Source organism: Serratia sp. NFX21 (assembly GCF_048517035.1).
GTDB lineage: Bacteria > Pseudomonadota > Gammaproteobacteria > Enterobacterales > Enterobacteriaceae > Serratia > Serratia quinivorans.
Window position 1 is genome coordinate 2,359,102 of the sequence record NZ_CP183196.1, and the last position, 14,900, is coordinate 2,374,001.

General features: G+C 55.0%; 13 protein-coding genes. 7 read left to right on the forward strand and 6 right to left on the reverse strand.

Features of this window, described 5'->3' with window-relative positions; genetic code table 11:
• Positions 1-25 precede the first annotated feature (25 nt).
• The 6 genes from tssF to ACNT1W_RS11100 all read left to right on the forward strand — a co-directional run bounded on the left by tssF (position 26) and on the right by ACNT1W_RS11100 (position 5,443).
• Entirely contained in the window at positions 26-1,780 is a 1,755-nt protein-coding gene (tssF, locus tag ACNT1W_RS11075) for a type VI secretion system baseplate subunit TssF (RefSeq protein WP_419246774.1), read from the forward strand.
• On the forward strand, positions 1,744-2,829 hold the full coding sequence (tssG, locus tag ACNT1W_RS11080) for a type VI secretion system baseplate subunit TssG (protein WP_012006226.1): 1,086 nt from the start codon (positions 1,744-1,746) through the stop codon (positions 2,827-2,829). The genes tssF and tssG overlap by 37 nt, the downstream gene beginning before the upstream one ends.
• The gene (tssJ, locus tag ACNT1W_RS11085) at positions 2,807-3,352 is read left to right on the forward strand and encodes a type VI secretion system lipoprotein TssJ (protein WP_012006227.1); all 546 of its coding nucleotides are present in this window, start codon (positions 2,807-2,809) and stop codon (positions 3,350-3,352) included. Before tssG ends, tssJ begins: the two co-directional genes overlap by 23 nt.
• Positions 3,352-3,801 carry a type VI secretion system baseplate subunit TssE gene (tssE, locus tag ACNT1W_RS11090; protein ID WP_012006228.1) on the forward strand — a complete coding sequence of 150 codons (450 nt, stop codon included), beginning with the start codon at positions 3,352-3,354 and terminating at the stop codon, positions 3,799-3,801. The genes tssJ and tssE overlap by 1 nt, the downstream gene beginning before the upstream one ends.
• 98 nt (positions 3,802-3,899) lie before the next feature.
• Positions 3,900-3,989: a DUF1283 domain-containing protein gene (locus ACNT1W_RS11095; RefSeq protein ID WP_071593052.1), complete on the forward strand. Its 90-nt coding sequence runs from the start codon at positions 3,900-3,902 to the stop codon at positions 3,987-3,989.
• A 62-nt stretch (positions 3,990-4,051) separates the two neighbouring features.
• Positions 4,052-5,443, forward strand: coding sequence for a VasL domain-containing protein (locus ACNT1W_RS11100; protein WP_419246775.1), 1,392 nt, complete (start codon positions 4,052-4,054; stop codon positions 5,441-5,443).
• 328 nt (positions 5,444-5,771) lie between these two features.
• Here the strand turns inward: ACNT1W_RS11100 and ACNT1W_RS11105 are convergent, their stop codons facing one another.
• Positions 5,772-7,766, reverse strand: a complete 1,995-nt coding sequence (locus ACNT1W_RS11105; protein ID WP_112362724.1) for a BCCT family transporter — start codon at positions 7,764-7,766, stop codon at positions 5,772-5,774.
• A gap of 462 nt (positions 7,767-8,228) precedes the next feature.
• Between ACNT1W_RS11105 and ACNT1W_RS11110 the strand changes: the two genes are divergently transcribed.
• Positions 8,229-8,444, forward strand: a complete 216-nt coding sequence (locus ACNT1W_RS11110; protein WP_012006231.1) for a hypothetical protein — start codon at positions 8,229-8,231, stop codon at positions 8,442-8,444.
• A 107-nt stretch (positions 8,445-8,551) separates the two neighbouring features.
• On the opposite strand, the gene ACNT1W_RS11115 is transcribed toward ACNT1W_RS11110, so the two are convergent.
• The 5 genes from ACNT1W_RS11115 to ACNT1W_RS11135 all read right to left on the reverse strand — a co-directional run bounded on the left by ACNT1W_RS11115 (position 8,552) and on the right by ACNT1W_RS11135 (position 14,845).
• Positions 8,552-9,961, reverse strand: a complete 1,410-nt coding sequence (locus tag ACNT1W_RS11115; protein ID WP_419246776.1) for a c-type cytochrome — start codon at positions 9,959-9,961, stop codon at positions 8,552-8,554.
• Positions 9,958-11,613 (reverse strand): GMC family oxidoreductase, encoded by a 1,656-nt coding sequence (locus tag ACNT1W_RS11120; protein WP_017892342.1) that lies wholly within the window; start codon positions 11,611-11,613, stop codon positions 9,958-9,960. The genes ACNT1W_RS11115 and ACNT1W_RS11120 overlap by 4 nt, the downstream gene beginning before the upstream one ends.
• Positions 11,614-11,628: 15 nt before the next feature.
• A complete protein-coding gene (locus ACNT1W_RS11125) occupies positions 11,629-12,189 on the reverse strand; it encodes a sugar dehydrogenase complex small subunit (protein WP_012006234.1) in 561 nt (186 codons plus the stop codon).
• Between the two features lie 232 nt (positions 12,190-12,421).
• Positions 12,422-13,219, reverse strand: coding sequence for a DNA/RNA non-specific endonuclease (locus ACNT1W_RS11130; RefSeq protein ID WP_012006235.1), 798 nt, complete (start codon positions 13,217-13,219; stop codon positions 12,422-12,424).
• A 165-nt stretch (positions 13,220-13,384) separates the two neighbouring features.
• A complete protein-coding gene (locus ACNT1W_RS11135) occupies positions 13,385-14,845 on the reverse strand; it encodes a TrkH family potassium uptake protein (RefSeq protein ID WP_419246777.1) in 1,461 nt (486 codons plus the stop codon).
• Positions 14,846-14,900 lie beyond the last annotated feature (55 nt).

Sequence of the window (14,900 nt, forward strand, 5' to 3'; positions counted from 1 at the left end):
CACCGAACAAAAAGATGATAACTCTATGGACGACTTAACCCTGCGTTATTACGACGCCGAAATGCGCTACCTGCTGGAAGCTGGTGAAGAGTTTGCCCGCGCTCATCCTGAGCAGGCGGCGATGCTGAACCTCGATAAATCTGGCGCCCGCGACCCCTATGTGGAGCGTCTGTTTGAAGGCTTTGCCTTCCTGATGGGCCGGCTTCGCGAAAAGCTTGACGACGATTTGCCGGAGCTGACCGAAGGGCTGGTCAGCCTGCTGTGGCCGCATTACCTGCGCACCATTCCTTCCATGTCCGTGGTCGAATTCACGCCGGACTGGCGCGAAATGAAAGAGCAGATGCGGATCGCCAAAGGTTTCGAGGTGTTGTCGCGTCCGATCGGCGAAAAAGGGACGCGCTGCCGTTACACCACCACCCAAGAGCTCAACCTTCAACCGCTGTCGCTGGAGCAGGCCAGACTGGCCACCGATGCGGATGGTCGCTCGGTTGTCACGCTGCGTTTTAATTGCAGTAATTTGGCAGACTGGAGCCGTATCGATCTCAGCAGTATTTCACTTTACTTCAACGCCGATGCGCCGCTGGCCTGCGCCATGCACGCCGCCTTTACCCTGAATGTGGCCCGGATGTGGCTGCGGATGCCGGGCGATATAGACAGAAGACCGCTGGATGGGCATTTCACCGCGCAGGGCTTTGGCGATGACGATGCCTTATGGCCAAAAGGCAGTAGCAGTTTCAGTGGCTACCAACTGCTGCTGGAGTACTTCACCTTCCGCGAGAAATTCATGTTCACCGGCCTGCGAGGGCTGGAGAGCGTCGCCTTTCCGGCTGCGCTCCCCTGGTTTGAAATCGATGTGGTGCTGGCTGAACGTTGGGAACATGACTTCAGCTTTACCGAAAAGCATCTGCGCCTTAACTGCGTGCCGGTTATCAACCTCTTCCCGCTGGAGTCTGATCCGCTGGCGCTGAACTCCCTGCAAACAGAATACATGCTGCGCCCGATGCGCGTGCAGGACGGCCACACCGAGATTTACGCCGTGGATTCGGTGACGTCATCCAGTCAGCATACCTATGTGCCGTTCTCCAGTTTTCGCCACAAAGGCGGAATGATGCGCCACCAAGCGCCGGAATATTACTACCACACCCGCGTACGCCGTGGCCCTTCGGGGCTGCACAACACCTGGCTGATCCTCGGTGGCGAAGCCTTTGACCATCACACTGTGCCGGAAGATGAAAGTCTGTCGCTGACGCTCACCGGCACCAATGGCCAACTGCCACGACGTACGCTGCAAAGTACCGTGCTTGATACGGTGATGAAAACCACCTCGACCAGCATCGCCGTGCGCAACCTGTGTGCGCCAACGCTTCCCTGTTACCCACCGGCGCAGGACCGGTTTCACTGGCGCGTGCTGAGCCACCTCGGCAGCGGGTTCCTCTCGATGATGGATAACGCCGACGTGCTGCGCGGTACTCTGGCGCTGTATGAGTGGACGGACAGCGAGATGAACCGCCGTCGCCTGGAGGCCATCATCGACGTGAAGCACAGCGAAACCGAGCGCTTCGAGCAGGGCTATCTGGTGCGCGGCGTGCAGATTGAAGTGACCCTCGACAGCCACGGCTTTGCCGGTCGGGGCGACATCTGCCTGTTTGGCGAAATGCTGAGCCGTTTCTTTGCCCTCTATACCGATATTTACCTGTTTAACCGCCTGATTATCATTCTGCAACCGACCGGAGAGCGTCTGGAATGGGAAGAGAAGCACAACCGCCGCATTCCCGGCTGACCCCGCGGCTGGAAGCCGACCTTCACCGCATTAACTTTTACCGTTTATGCCAGCTGCTGGAGAAGCGTAATCCGGGCAGACCGCTGATGGGCTCAACCAGCCATCCCGCTGATGACCCAGTGCGATTTGCGCCGCATCCGGGGATGGGATTTCCTGTCAGTGAACTGAAAGCCGTTGAATATGACGAGAACGACGACAGTAAGCCACCGCTCATCCGCACCACCTTTATGGGGATGTACGGTGTCGACTCACCGTTGCCGACGGCCTATCTCGATGACATCACCCAGCGCCGGGAAGGGCATGAAGCGCTGCAGGGCTTTCTGGATATCTTCAGTCATCGCATCCTGACGCAGTTTTATCGCATCTGGCGAAAGTATTCTTACCCGGCCGCGTTCGAACCCGGCGGAACCGACAGCATTTCGCAGTCGCTGTTGGGCCTGGTGGGGTTGGGTATTCCGGGGACGGCAAATCACATCGCCACGCCGGTGTCACGCTTTCTGGCGCTGCTGGGCGTGTTGCGTCAGCCCGGCAAAACCCAGGAAGGGATGCAGGCGCTGGTGAGCCTGCTGGCACCGGACACGGCGGTGCAGGTCAGTCCGTATTGCCTGCGGCCGGTGGAAATCAGCCAGCCGTTGGGATTTTACGGTGATGAGGACTTTCTGCTGGATGGCAACACGCCGCTCGGTGATGAAGCGATGGATGCCAACAGCCAGTTGCTGATTGTGCTTTCAACGGATAACGAGCAGGAAGCGCAGGGCTGGAAGCCGGATGGTCTGCTGTATCAGGATTTGCTGGTGATGCTGCGGGTCTATCTGGGCTGGCGGTTTAAGGCAAAAATCCAGCTCAGAGTCAGTACCCGCCTGCTGACCGTCCCGCCGCTGGGTGATGGCCCTTTCTGGCTGGGGATGAATGCTGTGTTGGGCGCGGAAGGGGACCTGCTCCCGGACGACATCCCGCAGGCCTTTACGACGGATCTGGGCTATTACCACGGCATGAAGCCCGCCACACCACAACAAGGAAACCGACGTGTTACCTACCAATTTGACTAAAACCGTACGCTGGCAGCTCGCGCTGCTGGCGTTCAGCCTGACGGGCTGTGGGGTGACGCAGAGCGTCACGGACGGCACAAAGTCGGCCTTCACCGCCGTTTTTTACAAGAAGATTAAAATCCTGCATCTGGATTTTACCGCGCGCGAGGCGCTCAATACCGATGCCCGAGAGAGCAATTCGCTGTCGGAGCCGGTTGTGGTGCGCGTTTACCAGCTGAAAGACCGCAAAACCTTCGACAAGACGGTGTATCAGCAACTGCTGAAAGACGGCGACACCCTCCTGAAAACCGATTTGCTGGCCACCCGCGATGTGGTGGTAAAACCGGGCGGCGATGCCAGCCTCAATATGCCCATGGAAGCCGATGCGAAGTTTGTGGCGGTCGCGGGGCTGTTCCGTCATCCGGATTTGGTTAATAACACCTGGAGGCGGGTGATTGAGCGTGAAGAGCTGGACCCGGATAAGCCGCGCATCCTGGAGGCCGGGAATAACTATCTGACATTGCTACCCGCTAAGGACGATTAATGCCTCAGGGACATAATCCCCCGTCGTTGTATGAAATGCTGGTCGGCAATTTCGCCGGCGGCCTCGGCCTCCATCAGGTTAGCGAAGAAAATCAGTTCATTCTGTCGGTGCTGGACAATATGCAGCGCATCCTCAACTGTCGCGCCGGGACGCTGGCCCATTTACCCGATTACGGCCTGCCTGATATGGCGAAAATCCTGCAAGGGATGCCGGGTACCTCACATCAACTGATGGGCACGCTGACATCCGTTTTGCTGAAATATGAACCCCGCCTGAAAAACGTTGCCGTGGTGATACTGGAACAGGCTCAGCCCGGTGAACTGCGTTACGCCATTGATGCAGAGCTGAAGGGTATAGGTCTGGTGCGTTATGGCACCGAATTTATGCCTGAGGGGCGGGTGCTGTTACGCCACTTGAAACAACAGCAGTATCTTGATAATTCGCCGTAAACTCAAGAAAACAGAAGAGGTCAGCGCCTTTTAACTTATAGGGATATTCCAAATGAAACTGCAAACCGGCCTTAAGCTGCCGCTGTTGCTCTGCATGTATCAACAGCAAAAATTTCAATGCCTATTGGGAGGCTGTTACCAAGCGGTGCCTGGACAGAAGCACGGGGAGAGAACTGATTACCCCCTGAAAGAGGGCAAAACGATATGGTAACTCTCCAATTCTGTATGCAGATCAAATGGATATCTGGTCATGAATGACATTCCCTCCCGTAAAATTAAAACCGGTAACGATCCTCGAACATTGCCGGATTATGCTGCCCTGCGCGATGAGCTGAGCAAACTGTCACATCCGGCGCGTCCGGATGTGAACTGGCGTTATGCTGAAAAACTCTGTCTTTCGCTGTTTGAACAAAATGGCGTGGAGCTACAGACGGCAGCCTGGTACACATTGGCCCGTACGCAATTGGCCGGGCTGTTTGGTCTGAATGAAGGATTGTCCATCCTGGAAGCCCTGATCAGCCATCAGTGGGGGGCGCTCTGGCCGCAGCCGGTACATGCGCGGATGGAAATCCTCAGCGGTCTGAGCCAGCGTATACAACAGCTAATGCGTACTCTCCCCCTGAATTACAGTGACCTTAGCCAGCTTTATCTTGCAGAACAGCAGCTTGCCAGCCTTGGGGTGTTATTACAGCGCCTGGAGCTCAAGCACCTGAGCCAGTTCGATACCTTGCGTACCCTGATGCATAACAGTGCCGTTCGGCTGGAAAACAGTGACGGCGCATTGGGTTCTGATGTTGTTATTCAGCCCGGAATTGTGCTGCCTGCGGCGACAATGAATGATTCAGGAATATCATCTGCAGCCCACTCTGCTATTCCGGTTGCAGAGAAAGACGTACCGGCCAGTCCAGTGAAATGGGTGTACGTAACGCAACCAGAACACCAGGCGAATGTGGAAGTACTGGCAGCGGTGCCGGTTCCGGTAAAAAAGTGGCATTTCTTTGCCGCCGGGATGTGTTCCATGCTGGTGATAAGTGCGGCAACGGTGTGGGGCTGGCATGTCTTGCACCGACCTGACCCGTTACAGACTCAGTTTGCTGCATCCCTGGCGCCGTTACCCGCAACACTCACGCCCGAGCAGTTGGATATGTTGCGTCAGCAATCTCCGTTACCACAAACTGGAATCGCGCAAACACAGCAGCAGCTTGTCCGGCTGGATCAATTGCCTCCTGACTGGAATATTGCCTACAGTCGGCAGCTCGTAGAACAGGCTCAGGCGCTTTGGCCGGAGCAGGCTAAACCTCTGGTACAACAGTGGCAGCGGCAGTTAAACGCTGCCGGCATACCGACAGAAAACCTGAATGGCTGGCATCAAGGGATGACGAAGCTACAGCAACTGAGTGACCGGCTGAGCGGGCTGGATGAGCAGAAGGGTAAATACATGACGGTCAGTGAGCTGAAATCAGTGGTATTTTCAACCATGCAGTCATTTAACCAATCCATACCGGCAGAAGAGCAACTGCGAGCATTGTCAGCAAACCCTGCGGGAGAACCTTTACCTGTTGCTGGCAGGGCCCAACTGGAAGTGCATCTGAAGCAGCTGACCGCCCGTTATGCTGAAATAAAACTGAAAGCATCAAAATAAAAACGGTGCTAAAAATTGCAATAAATTCCGTTTATTATCGTAATTATAGCCTCTGCAAGTGGCTGCGGGGCATCAAACCCGATAACAGTGAACCACATGCCAGGGATTTACTGGAAGCAAAAACCGCCCCGGATGGGGCGGTTCAGACTGATGACAAACTCATTCCTGAATAGAGCGAGTAGAGGTCGATAAATAAAAAATAAGGAAAATCAATTCATTGATTTTCGGCTGATCACCACAAAGCAGGAAAAACCACGCTTTTTCCTGCTTTGTCAGCAACCTAAACCGCCCCGGATGGGGCGGCTGAATAGAATAGTAGCGCAGGCTACTAGCGGACCAGGTGCAGGAAGTGCAGGTGTTTCTCGTACTGGTCGAGAATATCGTGAATGATCTGTTCTTGCGTCCAGCCCATCACATCGTAATCCTGGCCCCCTTCCTTCAGGTGGACTTCACCCCGGTAGTACTTATGTTCCTCATCACGCTCTTCGTCTTTCAAGCCCGCCAGCGCAAAGGCCGGTTGAATGTAAGCCCGCAGGCGAACCTCATAGACAAAGTTCAGGTCTTCACCCAAATCGACTTCGAAACGGATGCGATCGTCCTGTGAATCGTCAATCGAGGAGGTGGTGCTCTGTTTGGCCAATTCGGCTTCCACCAGCGCCATCGCCGGCTGAACCACTTCACCGACAAAGCGTTTGACCTGTGAGCGTTTAGGGAAATAAGCAATATTGCGTAAACGCCGTTGCCATGAGATCGGATTGCGTGCGGCAGTCGGTGCAATCGTGGTCGTCGTCTGGCTGTCGCGTTTGTGGGCATCGATACGCAAGGCTTTTAACAGCCCGTAGATCGACACCAGCAAGATCATCGAGAACGGCAGGGCACTGGCGATGGTCACGGTTTGCAGCGCGCTCAGCCCACCGGCGAGCAGCAAGGCAATGGCGACCAGGCCCATCATGCCTGCCCAGAAAATCCGCTGCCAGACCGGAGTTTGGTCGGTACCCCCGGAAGCCAGGGTATCTACCACCATCGCTCCCGAATCCGCTGAGGTGACGAAGAACACTACCACCATGGCCATCGCGATAAACGACAGAATATTAGAAAACGGGAAGTGTTCCAGGAAGTTGAACAGTGCCAGTGCTACGTCATTTTGCACCGTGTTAGCCAAATCACGCGCACCTTCGGCCATGATCAGATTAATGGCACTGTTACCGAACACGGTCATCCACAGTAGCGTAAAGCCGGCAGGGACGAACAGCACGCCGGTAACGAATTCACGGATGGTACGTCCGCGTGAAACGCGGGCGATAAACATGCCGACGAAAGGCGACCATGACAACCACCAGCCCCAATACAGCAGTGTCCAACCGCCCAGCCAGTTACTGGACTTCGGCTCATAGGCATACAGGTTAAAGGTCTTGCTGACGATGTCAGAGAGATAACCGCCGGTATTTTCGACAAAGGATTTTAACAGCAGCACGGTCGGGCCGAGCGCAGCCACCAGCACCAGCAGCAACACCGCCAGGCCGAGGTTTAATTCGGACAGAATGCGGATGCCTTTATCCAGCCCGGAAACCACTGACAGCGTAGCCAACCCGGTGATCACCACGATCAGAATCACCTGCACCGTTGCGTTGATCGGCAAGCCAAACAGGTGGTTAAGACCGGCGTTAACCTGCAACACACCGTAGCCCAGCGAGGTTGCGACACCGAACACGGTACCTATCACCGCAAAAATATCTACCGCGTGGCCAATTGGCCCATAGATGCGATCGCCGATAATCGGATACAGCGCGGAACGCAGCGTCAGCGGCAGGCCGTGGCGATAGCTGAAGAAGGCCAGGATCAACGCCACGATGGCGTAGATTGCCCAGGCGTGCAGGCCCCAGTGGAAGAAGGTTAGGCGCATGGCCTGTTTAGCCGCTTCCACTGTTTCCGGCGTTCCGACTGGGGGAGAAAGGTAATGCATTACGGGTTCGGCTACGCCAAAGAACATCAGGCCAATGCCCATCCCGGCGGAAAACAGCATGGCGAACCAGGATACATAGCTAAAGTCTGGCTGGGCGTGATCCGGGCCGAGCTTGATATTGCCGTAACGCGACAAACCCAGATAGGTCACGCTCATCAGGATCAATGCCACCGCCAGAATATAAAACCAGCTGGCGTTAGTGAAAATACCCAGTTGCAGCGCTTTGAATTTGCGATCGGCCAACTCGGGGTAAAGGGCGGCAAAGGCCACCAGGACGATGATTAAAGCGGCAGAAATAAAAAATACCGGAGGATTGATATGGCTACGACGTGCCACAATTTCAGTGTCGTTTTGGCTCATAGAATACCTTCTAGCTAGTCCGTTAGGGAATGGGGGTTAATCCTTTAAAACAGCTCCATAAAAAGTGGGCGAACGGCTGCCCGAGAAATTTAACTCGGCGAGTATAGCGAAAAAACGAGCTAATTAACATTTTTTGGTTAAAACGGCTATTTTAAGTGGTTTTATTAGATGTTTTCGCTATATGAAAAGAGGGCGCTCAGAAAAGACAATTCACTCTTTTCGAAGAGAAAAGACAGCTTGGCCGAGTAATGCCTGTATGTACTTCAATACCACCGCAGACTGCGGCTGCCGGGCGTCAGTGGTAGGAAAGAGCCTTTTAGCGGCTGGGTAGAGCAGTTCATGAGAGAAACCCCTATAACAGCGGCTTGAACCAGAGGGATGTGCCGTTGGCGCTTGATCAGAGTCATACAGAGGGTAAAATAGCGCGACGCGATCGCGTTTAACTCTTTCATGGAGATAGAGATGACCTGGTATCAAATAGCATTGTGGACCATGATCTTTCTGAAGTCCGGTGCGTTTCTGGTGTTCGTTTGGTGGTGGATGTTTAAACGTGCCACCAAACCTTATGTTCGTCCGCAAGATGTTGTCATTGACGAAACGCCGGATGATGAAAATCTGACCATGGAAGAAGTGATGAAGAAACACGGCATCACCCGTGTGGAAAATCAAACTCAGTAAAAGCGCCCCATGCCGAATTCCTCAGGATGAAGGCAAAAACTATCCCTGCGTGGCTTGCGGCCAAACCTGCAAGCCGGGGATAGCTCCCCAGCCTGCAGTCACAGCATTTAACGCCGTTTTCTCCCTACCAGCCAGACCAGGATGAGCAAGGCCAGTACCGCCAAGCCGATTGCCGGAGCCATATAAGGCTGCAACCGGGCCAGCAGCGGGATCGGGCCACCTTGCCGCAATACGGCGACGTCCGTGGCGCTGACCTTAACCGCAGGATTGCCATACTGCTGCAGGACATAATTGCTGATAGCGGCAATCTGCTGGTCGTTTAGAGGATTAACATACGACTGGGGGCCAAAGTTCGGCATCAGCACGTGCTCACCGCCGACCCTTCGTTCAACGCCGAACAGAATCGCCGAGATCAGGTTGGCCGGGTTACCTGAACCGGTGGCCGTGTTATTGAACAGCGAAGGGTAAGCCTGATTTTTACTGCCGCTGCCGTCCGGCTGGTGGCAACTGGCGCAGTTGCCGCTAAACAGCGCGGCGCCATCGGTCAGAGTGTTATTGGCCGTGGCAGGGTGTAGCCCGCGCAACTGAGGCTCAACGTTTGTCGGCTTGCCATAGCTGTCGGCCGCCTGGCTGTCATGGCGGTCCCTGATCGGGGCAGTGCTTTTCAGGTAAACGGCGATGGCCGATAAATCCTCATCGGAAAAGTACTGCAGGCTGTTTTCGATCGCTTCCGCCATGCCGCCGGCGGCCTGGTTCTTACCGGCCACCTGGCCGGTTTTCAAGTACTGCGCCAATTGCTGCTGGCTCCAGCCACCAATACCGCTGATTGGGTCGGAGGTGATGTTGGGCGCATACCAACTGCCGACCATACCGCCCGCCAAGGCCTGACTATCGTCTTCAGCCATCAGCAGGTTGCGTGGGGTGTGGCAGGTATCGCAGTGTCCAGGACCATTGACCAGATAGGCGCCCCGATTCCATTGTTCGCTTTTACCGGCGTCTGGCGCAAAGCGCCCCTCTTTCAGAAACAGCAGATTCCAGGCCGCCATGCTAAAGCGCAGATTGAACGGAAACGGCAGATCGGTCAGCGTATTTTTCTGATCGACCGGTTTCACTGCGTGCATAAAGTAGGCATACAGCGCTTTGATGTCCGCGTCGCTCAAGCGGGTATAAGAGGTATAGGGCATGGCGGGGTAGAGATGGGTGCCATCGGCACGGATACCGTCCCTGACCGCGCGTGCAAACTGCTCTTCGCTGTAACTGCCGATACCCTCGACGTTGGACGGGGTGATGTTGGTGGCGTAAATCACCCCCATGGGGGAACTGATGCCATAACCGCCGGCAAACGGCGCACCGCCCTCCGGTTTGGTATGGCATGCCTGACAGTCGGAGGCGATGGCAACCTGTTCACCTTTTTTAATCAACGCCGCACCGCTTAAACCACCGTCGTCTGTCGCCTGTGCGGCGCGACTGCCGAGTAACAGCAGGGACAAAAGCGTCAGCTTTAGCTGTTTTTTCATGATTTCACCGCCAGCTGGCGCGCAATATCATCGGCGGCCTTGATGCCCAATGCGGCCATGGTCAGGGTGCTGTTCACCACGCTGGCGGAAGGAATGGCACCGCCGCCCGGCAACCAAAGGTTGGCATGGTCATGAGTACGGCAATTGCCGTCTACCACCGAGTCTTCGGGGCTGTGGCCCATGATGGTGCCACCCATAATATGGTTATTGGCGTTCAGGCTGGTGGTGATGTTGAATTCATCGGCATCAAACAGTTGGCCGATGTGCTCCAACTGTTTATGCGCGGCCTCTGCGCCCTTACGCACATAGTCGCCGACGTCGTAGTGGATGTCCGGGCAAGGCAGGCCATGAGCATCTTTCCGGGTTTTACTCAGGGTCAGGCGGTTGTTGGGGTCTGGTAACGGTTCCAGGCTGATGGATAAATCGACGCCATAGGCGGCGCGTCGGCGGATTTCGGCGTCCAACTCTTTGCCGACCAGGCCTTTTTCCAACGCTTGCTGGGTAGCCGGTACCACCCGGTTGATATTGTTGAGGATCATTTTGTTGGCCGAGTAGTCTTTGCGAAACTCACCGTCACGCGGGCCAACCAGGCAACTGCTTTGTGCCGGGCCACGCCCCAGCCACAGCGGTTCTTTCGCCAGGAAGGTACAGTGAAAGCCCGAATGGTCCATCATATTGCGGCCCACCTGATCGGAAGCGTTGGCGATACCGTTGGGATTGCGCTCATTAGCCGCCATCAGCAGCAGGCGCGGGGTTTCTATGCCGTTACAGGCTAACGCAAAAGCTTTGGCCGTGGCCCGGTGGGACTGTTTTTTGTTGTCCAGCCAATGGACTGCCGTCACCTGATTTTGTTCATCGGTGTCGATCTTGTAGACCACCGCTTCGGCCAGCACCACCGCGCCTTTCATTTCAGCACGTTCAATATGATGAATGCCGTTGTACATGGCGCCTATCGGGCAAATGGGTTGGCAGTTGTTGTTACCGCAGCAGGTCGGACGGCCTTTCCACGGATGGATACTGCGCCCCTGTGGGATGGGAACGGAGCGGTAACCATGCGGGTTTACCACCTCGGCAAAGCGGATGTCGCCGTGGGCCCAGGGCACCATATCCATCGGGTAAGGTTTGCTGCGCTCAACCGGGGACTGCTGTTGCGGATCGTTGGGGCCGGCGACGCCAATTTCTTCTTCGGCCCGGCAATAGTAGGGTTCCAGCTCGTCGTAGGAAATCGGCCAGTCGCGGCCCACGCCGTACAGCGTTTTCATTTGGAAATCACTGGGCAGGTGGCGCCAGCAGGAGGCGGCCCAGTGCCAGGTGGTGCCGCCGACGGTGCGCAGATAACCCTGCTTGAAACTGCCGGCGCTCGGGCCGCTCAGCGCAACATAGTTGTTTTCCGGGAAATAGAGCGGCGCGGTGGCGAATTCAGATTGTGGGTAAAGCCCCTGGTAATCTGAGCCGGCGCGGTTGTCAAAAGGCATATTGCGCCAGTTCTCTACCGCCTGGCCGCGTTCGATGCGCAAGCCTGCTTCCAGCACCAGCACAGAATAACCCTGGCTGACCAATTGATCGGCCATCATGCCGCCGACGATGCCGGAGCCCACGATCACAATATCGGCCGAGGCGTTGCCATCGGCGGTAAATACAGGTTTTTTCATCAGAAGGCTCTTAGATCACAAGGAAACATTGACGGCAGGCGGGGCTGCGGTCCACCACAGCGGTCCATTGCCGCAGTAAGTGGGAACGATTAGCGCGTCGCTGGCGGGGCGATACATCAACGCATCTTTGTAGGCAATCAGCTGCGCCGTTTGGCCATGGCCGACGGTGCCGGTATACCAGGCGGTGATAATCGCGGTGACCACATCCTGCAAGCCGGCCTGAACGGCCTGCTGTTGCAACTGTTGGGCGCTCTGGCCCGGTTGCAGCAGGCCGCCGAGTTGCTCAACCTGTGCAGTGAACTGGGGACTTTGGTTATGCAGCGCAGTAAAAATACGCGCAGACATCCCCTGATCGATATCGTTATGTTCGGTCAATGTCTGGGATATTTTGAAGAAGCGGGCAAACTGCAGCGGATTGGCCGAGGCAGTTTGTTGTTCAGCCAGGCTGAGGAAAGGATAACTGAGCAGCGAGCTTGCCAGCAGGGTTGAGGCCAGCCCCAGCAGCACTTCACGTCGACTGAAACCGGTTCCATTTTTGGCTGGTAGCCCACCATCATCTGATAACAAATTTTCCATGTGTTTTTCTCACAACAGGTGTTAGTGCCGAATAAGGCAAAAGGGATCAGGTAAAGAGGGATAAAAAATAATCAACAATGGAATAACTCCATTGCTTATGGTTTTATTTCTAATAATTTGGCGGGATATTAACTTGGCGATAACTTTCCGGCAATAAACTTGCTTAGGTATTCTGACAAAACAGCACGTAAAGAATAAAAAAACCCGCCGAAGCGGGTTTCCGGTTTATGCGTTAGCTCTTGCAACCCATCAGTTCTGGCAGCACGCCCGGTTTGGCCTTCAGCGACGCCTGCACGTCTTCTGGCAAACCGGCCCAGATAATCAGCCCGGTGCGCTTCTCAATTTCGTTAACCGTTACGCGGTACTGACAGAAATCGGCGTTTTTCGGGGTGTTTTGATCAAACAGAAACGCCGCATAGTGGTTCACTTCCGGGCTGTTATTGATAAAAATCACCTTCCAGTAAGCGCTGGGGATGGTATGTGCTTTTTGGGTGCCCGGCAGTTTACCCATATTGCGCTCGTACAGCGGGCCGGTCACGGTATACACCGAACTGATGTCTGCCCGGTCAATCAGCTTGCGTTCCTGATCTTCCAACCGTGCCCAGGAACCCTGGTTCAGGTCGGCCATCTGCGGCGTGATGTTGGAAAGGTAGTTCAGCGACTCCCAGTCAGAGACCCCCGCCAAAGAGGCCAACGGCGCCTGATGCCCACGGTCGACCTTCAGTGCCGCGTTGGCACCGGTGTAATCCGCCGGGATCAGCGTATCCGCCGGGTTCAGCGCCGGATCGGTCTTCCAGTTGCGCGTTTTGCCACTGGCTGGCGTGTCCTTGGTGATGTGATAAGCCACCCAGTTGGCGAACTTGGTGGTGCTGTTGTTGTTCAGCGTATAGGCGTGGCGAACGATTGACACATTGCTGCTGCCGCCGGTTGGGCAACCGACGGCACAGTTGTCGATCGATTCCAGCGCCTCGGCGGAAGCCTGAGCGGTAAACAGCAGGGCGGCCAGAGCTAACATCTTGTTAAAACGCATATTCATATCCTCAATAAGTTAAAATAATACTGTATGTATTTACAGTGAAATTAACTTATCGCAATGAAACGAATACAACAATGCAACACATTCACGTTATGAATGTGTCAGCATTGGTACAGCAAAGTTGATGAAAACAGGCAGTGCGGCGACAGGGCCGAGGTATCAAAAACGCCAAAAGGCGCGGGAGCACAAAATCAACATAGGGTAAATCTCGAGACGGCCAAGCAGCATCGCCGAGCACATCAGCCATTTGGCCGCATCGCTAAGCGTACCAAACCCGGCGGCGGTTTCACCAAAGCCTAATCCCATATTATTGATACAGGCGGCGACGGTGGCGAAGGAAGTGACCAGGTCATAGCCCATCAGGTTCAGCAGCCAAACGAAGAAACAGCTGAAGAAGACATACAGAAAGAAGAAGCTCCAGACCGAACGCAACACGCGATCCTGAATAGGCGCATTGCCAACCTTGATGGTGAAAATGGCGTTGGGATGAACCAGTTGGTTAATCTCATGCCGGCTCTGCTTGTACATGATCAGAAAACGCAGTGCCTTGATACCGCCGCAGGTAGAACCGACACAACCGCCGAAAAAGCTTGCCGCCAACAGCAACATAATGGTGTGAGAGGGCATTTTGGTATAGTCGGCGGTGGCCAGCCCGTTATCGGTCATCATCGAACTGGTGAGGAAAAAACCGTGTACGAAGGAGTCTTTGGCGCCGTACATGCCAGAGCGGTACAGCTCGAAGCAGACAATCGCCACGATAATTGACAGCACCAGCAGGAAAAAGCGCAGTTCCGGGTTTCTGTAGAGTGGCTTCAGGCTGCGGCGCCCTACGGCGACGAAATACAGGGTGAAGTTCACCGCCGCCAGGATAGAGAAAATCCCGCCGACCATTTCCACCGCCGAGCTATCGTAAAAGCCCAGGCTCTCATTGCGGGTGGAAAACCCCCCGAGTGAAACGGTGGAAATCCCGTGGCAAAGGGCATCAAACCACTGCATGCCCGCAATGCGGAACGCCACCGTGCAGGCCAACCCCAGACCGAGATAAATCAGCCACAGGTTTTTTGAAGTGTCGGCCAGTCGCGGGGTCAGGCGTTCTTCCTTGAACGGGCCGGGCATTTCCGACTGATAAAGCTTGGCGCCACCAATGCCGAGCAAGGGCAGTACCGCCACGGCCAACACAATGACGCCGAGGCCGCCGATAAAATTGAGCTGGGAGCGGTAGTAGAGGAAAGATTTAGGCAGGCCGGAAACATCATTGAGCACCGAAGCGCCGGTGGTGGTGATACCGGAAACGCCTTCGAACATGGCATCAGTCAGGCTGATGTTTAGCGTGTCGTCCATCCATAACGGCAGGGCGCTGACCATGGAAAACAGCAGCCAGAACAGCACAATGATTAAAAAACCGTCCTGCGTGCGCAGCTGTACCCTGGACTGACGGGTGCTAAACCAGCCCAAACCGCCGAGCGAACCGGCAATCACCAGCGTATAGAAGAAAGAAAAAACGCTTTTTTCTTTATACAACAATGCCACCAACAGAGGGGGAATCATTGACAGGCTGTAAAGGAAAACTAAAAAACTGCAAAGATGAATAACGACCAGAATCTGCTTATTCTTGACCATACTTGCGCCCGAGTTGCCTGTCGGCAATGAGTCAATTTATTCTTTAAGTATATAA

Coding starts and splice junctions, on each gene's coding strand:
- tssF (WP_419246774.1), top strand. CDS start 26: ATGGACGACTTAACCCTGCGTTATTACGACGCCGAAATGCGCTACCTG.
- tssG (WP_012006226.1), top strand. CDS start 1,744: ATGGGAAGAGAAGCACAACCGCCGCATTCCCGGCTGACCCCGCGGCTG.
- tssE (WP_012006228.1), top strand. CDS start 3,352: ATGCCTCAGGGACATAATCCCCCGTCGTTGTATGAAATGCTGGTCGGC.
- ACNT1W_RS11100 (WP_419246775.1), top strand. CDS start 4,052: ATGAATGACATTCCCTCCCGTAAAATTAAAACCGGTAACGATCCTCGA.
- ACNT1W_RS11105 (WP_112362724.1), bottom strand. CDS start 7,766: ATGAGCCAAAACGACACTGAAATTGTGGCACGTCGTAGCCATATCAAT.
- ACNT1W_RS11110 (WP_012006231.1), top strand. CDS start 8,229: ATGACCTGGTATCAAATAGCATTGTGGACCATGATCTTTCTGAAGTCC.
- ACNT1W_RS11115 (WP_419246776.1), bottom strand. CDS start 9,961: ATGAAAAAACAGCTAAAGCTGACGCTTTTGTCCCTGCTGTTACTCGGC.
- ACNT1W_RS11120 (WP_017892342.1), bottom strand. CDS start 11,613: ATGAAAAAACCTGTATTTACCGCCGATGGCAACGCCTCGGCCGATATT.
- ACNT1W_RS11125 (WP_012006234.1), bottom strand. CDS start 12,189: ATGGAAAATTTGTTATCAGATGATGGTGGGCTACCAGCCAAAAATGGA.
- ACNT1W_RS11130 (WP_012006235.1), bottom strand. CDS start 13,219: ATGCGTTTTAACAAGATGTTAGCTCTGGCCGCCCTGCTGTTTACCGCT.
- ACNT1W_RS11135 (WP_419246777.1), bottom strand. CDS start 14,845: ATGGTCAAGAATAAGCAGATTCTGGTCGTTATTCATCTTTGCAGTTTT.